Annotated in this window: 8 protein-coding genes; 4 read left to right on the top strand and 4 right to left on the bottom strand. The window is 53.8% G+C overall.

Annotation, left to right across the window (positions count from 1 at the left end):
- Positions 1–78: 78 nt before the first annotated feature.
- The 3 genes from glnK to NP603_RS04710 all read right to left on the bottom strand — a co-directional run bounded on the left by glnK (position 79) and on the right by NP603_RS04710 (position 2,353).
- On the bottom strand, positions 79–417 hold the full coding sequence (gene glnK, locus NP603_RS04720) for a P-II family nitrogen regulator (protein WP_140913263.1): 339 nt from the start codon (positions 415–417) through the stop codon (positions 79–81).
- Between the two features lie 171 nt (positions 418–588).
- Complete coding sequence (locus tag NP603_RS04715) at positions 589–1,992, bottom strand: ammonium transporter (RefSeq protein WP_256609769.1); 1,404 nt, start codon at positions 1,990–1,992, stop codon at positions 589–591.
- A gap of 22 nt (positions 1,993–2,014) precedes the next feature.
- On the bottom strand, positions 2,015–2,353 hold the full coding sequence (locus NP603_RS04710; RefSeq protein ID WP_054758519.1) for a P-II family nitrogen regulator: 339 nt from the start codon (positions 2,351–2,353) through the stop codon (positions 2,015–2,017).
- A gap of 396 nt (positions 2,354–2,749) precedes the next feature.
- Between NP603_RS04710 and NP603_RS04705 the strand changes: the two genes are divergently transcribed.
- From NP603_RS04705 to NP603_RS04695, 3 genes are all read left to right on the top strand, one after another.
- A complete protein-coding gene (locus NP603_RS04705) occupies positions 2,750–4,105 on the top strand; it encodes a porin (RefSeq protein ID WP_256609768.1) in 1,356 nt (451 codons plus the stop codon).
- Positions 4,106–4,254: 149 nt separating this feature from the next.
- Positions 4,255–5,664 (top strand): glutamate--ammonia ligase, encoded by a 1,410-nt coding sequence (glnA, locus tag NP603_RS04700; RefSeq protein WP_140913261.1) that lies wholly within the window; start codon positions 4,255–4,257, stop codon positions 5,662–5,664.
- 89 nt (positions 5,665–5,753) lie between these two features.
- Positions 5,754–6,527 (top strand): exodeoxyribonuclease III, encoded by a 774-nt coding sequence (locus NP603_RS04695; RefSeq protein WP_256609767.1) that lies wholly within the window; start codon positions 5,754–5,756, stop codon positions 6,525–6,527.
- Here NP603_RS04695 and NP603_RS04690 read toward each other — a convergent pair.
- Positions 6,524–7,711: an outer membrane beta-barrel protein gene (locus NP603_RS04690; RefSeq protein WP_256609766.1), complete on the bottom strand. Its 1,188-nt coding sequence runs from the start codon at positions 7,709–7,711 to the stop codon at positions 6,524–6,526. The genes NP603_RS04695 and NP603_RS04690 overlap by 4 nt on opposite strands.
- A gap of 133 nt (positions 7,712–7,844) precedes the next feature.
- Here NP603_RS04690 and NP603_RS04685 point away from each other — a divergent pair, with 133 nt between their 5' ends.
- Entirely contained in the window at positions 7,845–9,143 is a 1,299-nt protein-coding gene (locus tag NP603_RS04685; RefSeq protein ID WP_256609765.1) for an ammonium transporter, read from the top strand.
- The last annotated feature ends 38 nt before the right edge of the window (positions 9,144–9,181 follow it).

The raw sequence follows: 9,181 nt of genomic DNA, 5'->3' as shown, positions 1-9,181 counted from the left end.
GCCCTGGTCTGCGTTTTACCCGCAGACCAGGGCGATTTTTGCCGATCTTACGCCCGATCTTGTTGTGCTATCGGTCGATCAAATCGCGTCTTCCCCGGTCTCGCCGGTTCTGATCCGAATGATTTGCTCCAAATTGGTGACGAAGATTTTGCCGTCGCCGATTTTGCCGGTATTGGCTGCTTTGACGATGGTTTCCACCGCTTGGTCGACGATCTGGTCGGCGACGGCGATCTCCAATTTGACTTTCGGCAGAAAATCCACCACGTACTCGGCCCCCCGGTACAGTTCGGTATGGCCTTTTTGCCGACCGAAACCTTTGACTTCGGTGGCCGTGACGCCGGCCACGCCGATTTCGGACAAGGCCTCCCTGACGTCGTCCAATTTGAACGGTTTAATGATTGCTGTAATTAGTTTCATGCTATCCCCAAAATTCGAATGGTTAACGAGCTGTTTCGTGACAGTTGCCGTCCATGATAAATAATTCCGCTGCATCTCACAATTTAGCTCGGCGCAACGCTGCCGCGAAACCCGGGCCGGCCTAACGGGCAACCTCAGAAAAGGCGCCCGTTATTTGCCGGCACCCCGGCGCTACACGTGGTAAGCGGTCTCGCCGTGCTCGGTGACGTCCAGACCTTCGCGCTCGGTCGCTTCGCTGACGCGCAATCCCAGTGCCACATCGGCAATCTTGAAAGCGATGAACGATACGATACCGGACCAGACGATGGCCACGCCCACACCCCAGGCCTGACTACCGAGTTGGGTCAGAATGCTGTAGTCGGGGGCAGTGGCGTTGGTGACGTAATCCCAAACGCCGGAGCCACCCAAAGCCGGACTCGCCACAACCGCAGTACCCAGCGCACCGATAATACCGCCAATACCGTGAACACCGAACGCGTCCAGCGAGTCGTCGTAGTTCAACGCGTGTTTAAGGTAAGTCACCGACCAGAAGCAAACCGCGCCGACCACCAGACCCAACGCGATCGATCCCATCGGACCGGCCCAACCGCAAGCCGGGGTAATCGCAACCAAGCCGGCTACCGCGCCAGAAGTGGCGCCCAACATGCTGGGTTTACCACGCACCAGCCATTCCGCGGCCATCCAGGCCAGGGTCGCGGCGGCAGCGGCCAACAAGGTGTTCAAAAACACCATGGCTGCCAGACCGTTGGCTTCCAGATTGGAACCGGCGTTGAAGCCGAACCAACCGATCCACAGCAAAGAAGCACCGATCATGTTCATCGTAACGCTGTGCGGCGCTATGAACTCTTTGCCGTAGCCTATACGTTTGCCGATCATCAAGCAGCCCACCAAACCGGCGATACCGGCATTGATATGCACGACGGTGCCGCCGGCGAAATCCAAAGCACCTTTTTGGAACAAGAATCCGGCAGTCGCCCCTGCAGTCTCAGCGGCCGCAGCGTCGGTGTAGGCGTCCGGACCGGCCCAGTACCAGACCATGTGCGCCATCGGCAGATAACAAAAACTGAACCACAGCACGGTAAACAGCAAGACCGCGGAGAACTTAACCCGCTCGGCAAAAGCACCTATGATCAAAGCCGGAGTGATTGCCGAAAAAGTCAATTGAAATGCGACGTAAATATATTCGGGCACGTAAGCGCCTTTGCTGAAGGTCGCTGCCATCGAATCCGGTGTGATTCCGCTCAGGAAGGCCTTGCTGAATCCGCCGAAGAACGCGTTGCCTTCGGTGAAGGCGATACTGTAGCCGTAGGTCGCCCACAAAATTGCCGTCAAAGAGAAAATCACGAAAACCTGCATCAAGATCGACAGCATGTTTTTCGCCCGCACCATACCGCCGTAAAACAAGGCCAGTCCGGGTATGACCATCAACGCAACCAGTACGGTCGCTACGATCATCCAAGCGGTGTCACCTTTGTTGATCGTAGCCTGAACCGCGGGCGCGGCCGCTTCTTGAGCCCACGCCGAACCAGAAAGCCCAAACAGCGCCAGTAGCGCCATGCTTGATATATATCTCATTGTTTGTTTCCCCATCTTGATGTTAAAGAGCTTCTTCGCCGGATTCGCCGGTCCGGATTCGAACTACCTGTTCCAAATCGGTGACAAAAATCTTGCCGTCACCGATTTTGCCGGTATTGGCGACTTTGACGATGGCTTCGACCGCTTGATCGAGCAGCGCATCCGCAACCGCCACTTCGATTTTGGCCTTAGGTAAAAAGTCGACGACGTACTCTGCGCCGCGATACAGCTCGGTATGGCCTTTCTGCCTGCCGAAACCCTTAACCTCGGTTACCGTTACGCCCGACACGCCGATATCCGATAGCGCCTCGCGCACATCGTCCAGCTTGAACGGCTTAACCACCGCTGTGATCAGTTTCATGTTCAACACCTCTTTGCTTGAGTTAGTAAAATCCCGCAACCGACGAAGCATGATGCATGCCACTATTTATACCCATGATTTATAAGAGGTTGTACCGAATATGCGCGGGAAACGGGATAGATTCGCACCCCTATGGTGCATTCGCGGTAGCAGCGCACCACGGCGGCTCACATCTTGAGACTTAAAGTCAAACATCGTTGCTAGGTGGTTTCATCTGATTGATTTGGCTGATCGAACGGCGCTCGCACCAAAATGAAGCGATCCCGCAAATTTGCACCGTTTAGGATCAAAAAAATCGAGAATGGCAAACCTATCTTATTGATTTGAGATAAAAATGGAGTTGGCCCCAAAAATGCTTACCTCTATGCAGTAGTCACACACCAAGAGGTAAACCATATGAAAAAAGTCCTTCCATCACTCACGCTTGGCACTCGCGGCTCGTTAGCGGCGGTTATCGCGCTGTGCTGCGGCAGCGCCGTCGCCGAGACTTGGAGCCAGGCTTCCGGCTTGCTAAGCGCTGCCGGCATCGACCCCAACGAAAGCAAGTTCATGAAGGACCACAACCTGAAACTGGGCGGCTGGTTCAACGCCAGCATCGGCGCAAATATGAGCAGCAACGGCGACGGATTCAACGGACCGGTTACTTTCAACGATCGTAGCGGCGAGTTCCAAGTCAACCAGTTCTATTTGTATTTCCAAAAATCGGTAAACGTTAGCGGCGATGCTTTCGATATCGGCGGACGCGTCGACGCGATGTATGGCACCGATGCGATCTTCACACAAGCCTACGGTTCGCCGGGTTTCGACCCTAAAACGCTTGAATCTAGCGAGCGCGGTAGCTGGGACTTGGGCTTGAGCGGCAATGGAGAGCGTTTCTACGGACTTGCTCTGCCTCAAGCTTATGCAGAAATCAACCTGCCCTTCGGTAACGGTATCGACGTTAAACTCGGCCACTTCTACACCCCGATCGGTTATGAAGTCGTTACAGCCCCAGACAATTTCTTCATTACCAAACCTTACACGATGCAATACGGCGAACCGTTTACCCATACAGGCGTGCTTGCCACATACGCAGCAAACGCCAACTGGACGGTCATGGGCGGCGCTGTCACCGGTAGCAGCACCGGCGGCTGGGACGGCAACTGGGATAGGGATCTGGGTAACTGGGCTTGGTTGGGCGGCGTAACCTGGACTAGCGACGACGCCGGCACGTCTCTAGCGGTAACATCGACCGCAGGCAAACGCGCAGAACATGTCAACGACAGCTGGTCGATGTATAGCGTGGTCGGCAAACATAACTTTACCGACAAACTGCATTACATCATCCAGCACGACCACGGCTTCGCGCAAAACATCTGGTTACCTGCTGATGCCAGCGGTAACGGTGACGCGGAATGGTACGGCATCAACCAATACTTGATTTACGACGTCAACGACAAAGTATCAGCCGGCTTACGCGCCGAATGGTTTAGAGACCACAATGGCATACGCGTTTACGGCCCTGGCCGATGCTATGCAGCATCTGCTAACCAAGGCGATAACTTTGCCTGCGGCGGCAACTATCTCGCCAGCTATACCCAAGAAGGCTCCAGCTACTATGCAGTGACTGCAGGCATGAGCTACAAGCCGGCCAAATGGCTGAACTTGCGTCCTAATCTGCGCTACGACTTTACCGACGACGCCAGAGCATTCGATAACGGCACCCGGCAAAGCCAATTCCTGTTTACCGCCGATGTGGTCGTGACTTTCTAAGTCCGGCAAACGGGTTTTAATGCGCTTCCAGGGTGGTTTGGACACCCTGGAAGCTTTGATTTTTCTGGCCCTCGTTAGAAATTGATGCTATCGTAAGCGCCGGTTTTTTAAACCTAAAACAATAACCATCCACTAGGAGATTTTGGCCGATGTCAGTAGATAACGTACTTAAAATGATTCAGGAAAACGACATTAAGTTCGTCGATTTCCGTTTCTGCGATACCCGTGGCAAGGAACAACACGTAACCTTCCCGGCGCACACCATTGACGAAGATACCTTTGAAGAAGGCAACATGTTCGATGGTTCATCCATCGCCGGCTGGAAACACATTAACGAATCCGACATGATTCTGATGCCAGACCCGAGCACCGCCAAAATCGATCCGTTTTTCGACGACAAAACGTTGATCCTGCGCTGCGACATCATCGAACCGAAAGACATGCAAGGCTACGCCCGCGACCCACGCTCTATCGCCAAACGCGCCGAAGCTTACATGCAGTCCACCGGCATCGCCGACACCGCGCTGTTCGGACCGGAAAACGAATTCTTCATCTTCGACGACGTGCGCTGGAGCGCTGGCATGGGCGGCTGCTCATACCAAATCGATTCCGAGGAAGCCGGCTGGAACTCGGAAAAAGTCTACGAAAACGGCAACATCGGCCACCGCCCTGGCGTAAAAGGCGGTTATTTCCCGGTTCCACCAGTCGATTCATTCCAAGACATGCGTTCCGCCATGTGCTTGGTGCTGGAAGAAATGGGTCAAACCATCGAAGTTCACCACCACGAAGTGGCAACCGCCGGCCAATGCGAAATCGGCTCCAAATTCAACACTTTGGTCAAAAAAGCCGACGAAGTATTGGAATTGAAATACGTCATCGCCAACATCGCTCACGCCTACGGCAAAACCGCAACCTTCATGCCGAAACCCCTGGTCGGCGACAATGGCAGCGGCATGCACGTTCACCAATCTTTGGCTAAAGGCGGCGTCAATCTGTTCACCGGCAACCTTTACGGCGGCCTGTCCGAAACCGCGCTGTACTACATCGGCGGTATCATCAAACACGCCAAAGCCCTGAACGCGATCACCAACGCGTCGACCAACAGCTACAAACGTCTGGTTCCAGGTTTCGAAGCACCGGTAATGTTGGCTTACTCAGCGCGTAACCGCTCTGCGTCAATCCGGATTCCTTACGTCACCAACCCAAAAGGTCGCCGCATCGAAGTGCGTTTCCCTGACTCCACCGCTAACCCATACTTGGCGTTCTCCGCCATGCTGATGGCCGGTCTGGACGGCATCCAAAACAAGATCCATCCTGGCGAAGCTATGGACAAGGACCTGTACGACTTGCCGCCGGAAGAAGAAAAAGCCATCCCGCAAGTGGCCTTCTCTTTCGACGAAGCGCTGGATGCACTGGACAAAGACCGTGAGTTCCTGACCCGCGGCGGCGTATTTACCGACGACGTGATCGACGGTTACATCGAGCTGAAAAAACAAGATGTAACCCGTCTGCGCATGAGTACTCACCCAGTCGAACTGGATATGTATTACAGCTTGTAACCGGGCTTTGCGGACTAATTTAGCCCGCTTCCCTAACAAGACCCCGCAAGCCCCCGGCTTAGCGGGGTTTTTTATAGCTTTCAATTTAAATGCGAGTCATTTCAATCAATTTGAACGGCATCCGCTCGGCGGAGCGGAAAGGCTTTTTCAAGTGGCTGGCCTTGCAGCAGGCCGATATCGTTTGCTTACAGGAATTGAAAGCCCAAGCAACCGATATGACTGCCGAAATGTTAAATCCTGACGGTTATTTCGGTCATTTCCATTATGCCGAGAAGAAGGGTTACAGCGGTGTTGGCATATACAGCCGCTGTAAAGCCGACGCCGTAGTCGAAGGTTTGGGCTTTAGCGATATCGATGCCGAAGGCCGCTATCTGGAGATCAGGGTGGGCGACTTATCTTTCGTCTCGTTATATTTACCGTCGGGCTCCAGCGGCGATGCGCGCCAAACGGTAAAATTCAGTGTGATGGAGCGGTTTCTCCCCCATCTGCAAGAAATGCGCAAACGAAGCAATGAAATACTGGTCTGCGGCGACTGGAATATCGCCCATCGGGCTATCGATTTGAAAAATTGGCGCGGAAACCAAAAGAATTCAGGCTTTCTCCCGGAAGAGCGCAATTGGATGACGCGCGTCATCGAAGAACTCGGCTGGGTCGACGTTTACCGGCATTTACACCCGGAAACGACCGAAGAATGTTATACGTGGTGGAGCAACCGCGGGCAAGCCTGGAGCAAAAACGTGGGATGGCGCATTGATTATCAAATCGCCACACCGTCTTTGGCAAACAAAGCCCGAGGCTGCAGAATATACAAAGAACAGCGCTTTAGCGACCATGCTCCGCTGATTATCGATTATGGCGATTAGCGCTTGTCGAACGTCAGCAAGCAACTGAACAAGGCCAGGTGTTGCTCACCGACCAAATCCAAGTCACTGTTTCGGCTGCGGAAAAAACCGCCCTGTTGACCATCGGACTTATCGAAACGGTATTCCGTCCGGAACGCCAATGACGCATAATCCCACGAGACCTTATATTCCACTGTCGCAGTGGTCGCCTTGACCAATTGCCGGCTACCGGTCATACGGCCGTCGCTATCCCAGTAAAGTTCAGGCCTTATCGCCACACTCCAAGGTCCGCCGATATGCCAGCGGCCGAACAATGCAGTTCCCATCCATAGGGCTTGCTTTTCGGAGGAAATATCCAGCTTTTCGGTGCCAACATCGTAAGCCAGCGCCAATGTCAAGCTATCGTCCGCCCACTGCAATACAGTATCGGAAAAATAGCGCCAATAACGGGTATCCACATTGTTTTGCTCGGGACCGGCAAACAGATTCTGCGTCAATTTCCATCGGCCATCGATAGTCCATACCACTTGCGAGCCGTATTTCGGCTGACTGTTACGGTAGGCCAGATAATCGTAATCGCTCAGCAGGTAAAAGCCGCCCGAAAAATGTTGGTTAAACGGATATTGTGCGCCGATTCCAATGAGGTAGTACGGCGAATAATCGGCTATCCACGCCCGGGTATAGTTGAAATTATCTTTGGCAAATGAAGATTCGAAGCCGATGAAACTATTCATCAGGCCGCCAGACAAGGTCAAGCCGTTACCGATCGGGGCAAGATAACTCAAATTAGCCCTAGATACATAACGTAACACGCTGTACCCCGGCAAGCGCTGCTGCGACGGAACTTGGCCATCGTTATCGTAACCCGCTTGCGCGCCGATCTCCACCCCCCAACGCGAACCTTCGTCCGCCGGTTTACGCAGATACAGCATGCCCATGTTGGGTGCGAATGCATTCAACCGTTGCGTAGTCGCCTTACTGCGCCAGTTCAGCGCTCGGTCACTTTGAAAAGCATTGGCGTAACTGACGTCAATCGCCGCGCCGCACTGCCAAGCAGGCTCGGCCGCTGCGGCCGGCAGCGTGATAACACACGACTCGATAAAACAAACCAAGCCTGGATTCAACCCGAGCGCGATCAGATTCCTGGCGAATTCCGCCCTGAATCCGAACTTTGCAAGCAACTTCTTCGATAGCCTATTTTCCATACAATCTGCGCTTACTGCCCTCGGCGAACCCACCCAACCAAATTTGCGAATCTATATTATGTTGTCAAACAAACCATTTTGGTGCAACATTTGCCCCAAACTAGAGCATTTCGCACCATTCCGGAACATCAAAATGCCCATCAATCGCCATTCCCCGTCTGTTTTTGCAGTATTGGCTGTCATTTTTTGGCCTGCCTCGACGCAGGCCGAACAGTTGAATGCCGCAGACACCGCTTGGATCCTGACTGCTTCCGGCCTGGTGCTGTTCATGACCGTCCCTGGCCTAGCCTTGTTTTACGCTGGCCTGGTACGAACGAAAAACGTGCTGTCGGTATTGATGCAATGCTTCGCCATCACGGCCCTGGCTTCCGTGCTATGGCTGATCGCCACTTACAGCCTGGCATTGAGTGATGGTAAAGATTGGCAAGATTGGATAGGTGGGCTGGGAAAAGCCGGATTGTCGACCTTGAATGCCGATAGCCTAAAGGACAATCTCCCGGAAACGGTATTCTGCATGTACCACCTGACGTTCGCGATTTTCGCTCCGGCTTTAATCGTCGGCAGTATTGCCGAGCGGATGAAGTTTTCAGCATTACTTTGGTTTATCGCATTGTGGGAGTTGCTAATTTACGCTCCGGTTTGCCATTGGCTGTGGGGTGGCGGATGGTTACAACAGCTCGGAGCGATGGATTTTGCCGGTGGCATTGTCGTGCATGTCTCAGGCGGAATATCCGCCTTGATTGCGAGTTTGATGGTCGGCAATCGCCGCGGTTTTCCGCGCATCGCAATGCCTCCGCACAATTTAACCATGACCGCCACCGGCGCCGGCATTTTATGGGTTGGCTGGCACGGCTTCAGTGCCGGCAGCGCTCTGATGGCTAACGGCGCAGCCGGCATTGCAATGCTTGCCACTCACATGAGCGCGGCGGCCGGCTCTCTGGCCTGGATGATTATCGAGTGGCTGCGCTTCGGCAAACCAAGCGGCTTGGGCGTTATTACCGGCATGGTCGCCGGCTTGGGCATGGTGGCGCCATCAGCAGGGTTCGTCTCACCGGCTGGCGGATTATTGATTGGCGCAATTGCCGGTAGCGTCTGCTTCGCCACCGTACATTGGTTTAAAAAGCGTTTCGCCGTTGACGACACCTTGGATGTGTTCGCAATTCACGGCGTTGGCGGCATCCTCGGATCTTTGTTGACCGCAGTGCTGGCCGCCGAAGTTCTCGGAGGTACTGGCACGTTGGCCCAAGGAGGGATGATCGGCCAACTTTCCGTTCAAGTAACGGCGGTGCTTTCCGTTGCGGCTTGGAGCGCTGCTGTCAGCTATCTGATTCTAAAACTGTTGGACAAAACCCTACAGCTACGCGTCGACGCCAGCGACGAAACCGAAGGCCTGGATATAGCCCAACACAACGAGCAAGGCTATAACTTTTAATTGAATCCATAAGTTACCTGAAAACCAGAAGCAGCAAT

This window comes from Methylomonas aurea, from assembly GCF_024505045.1.
Classification (GTDB): domain Bacteria; phylum Pseudomonadota; class Gammaproteobacteria; order Methylococcales; family Methylomonadaceae; genus Methylomonas; species Methylomonas aurea.
Note: the sequence above shows the minus strand (reverse complement) of the source record. Positions and strands in the feature narration are given on the sequence as shown.

Coding starts and splice junctions, on each gene's coding strand:
- glnK (WP_140913263.1), bottom strand. CDS start 417: ATGAAACTAATTACAGCAATCATTAAACCGTTCAAATTGGACGACGTC.
- NP603_RS04715 (WP_256609769.1), bottom strand. CDS start 1,992: ATGAGATATATATCAAGCATGGCGCTACTGGCGCTGTTTGGGCTTTCT.
- NP603_RS04710 (WP_054758519.1), bottom strand. CDS start 2,353: ATGAAACTGATCACAGCGGTGGTTAAGCCGTTCAAGCTGGACGATGTG.
- NP603_RS04705 (WP_256609768.1), top strand. CDS start 2,750: ATGAAAAAAGTCCTTCCATCACTCACGCTTGGCACTCGCGGCTCGTTA.
- glnA (WP_140913261.1), top strand. CDS start 4,255: ATGTCAGTAGATAACGTACTTAAAATGATTCAGGAAAACGACATTAAG.
- NP603_RS04695 (WP_256609767.1), top strand. CDS start 5,754: ATGCGAGTCATTTCAATCAATTTGAACGGCATCCGCTCGGCGGAGCGG.
- NP603_RS04690 (WP_256609766.1), bottom strand. CDS start 7,711: ATGGAAAATAGGCTATCGAAGAAGTTGCTTGCAAAGTTCGGATTCAGG.
- NP603_RS04685 (WP_256609765.1), top strand. CDS start 7,845: ATGCCCATCAATCGCCATTCCCCGTCTGTTTTTGCAGTATTGGCTGTC.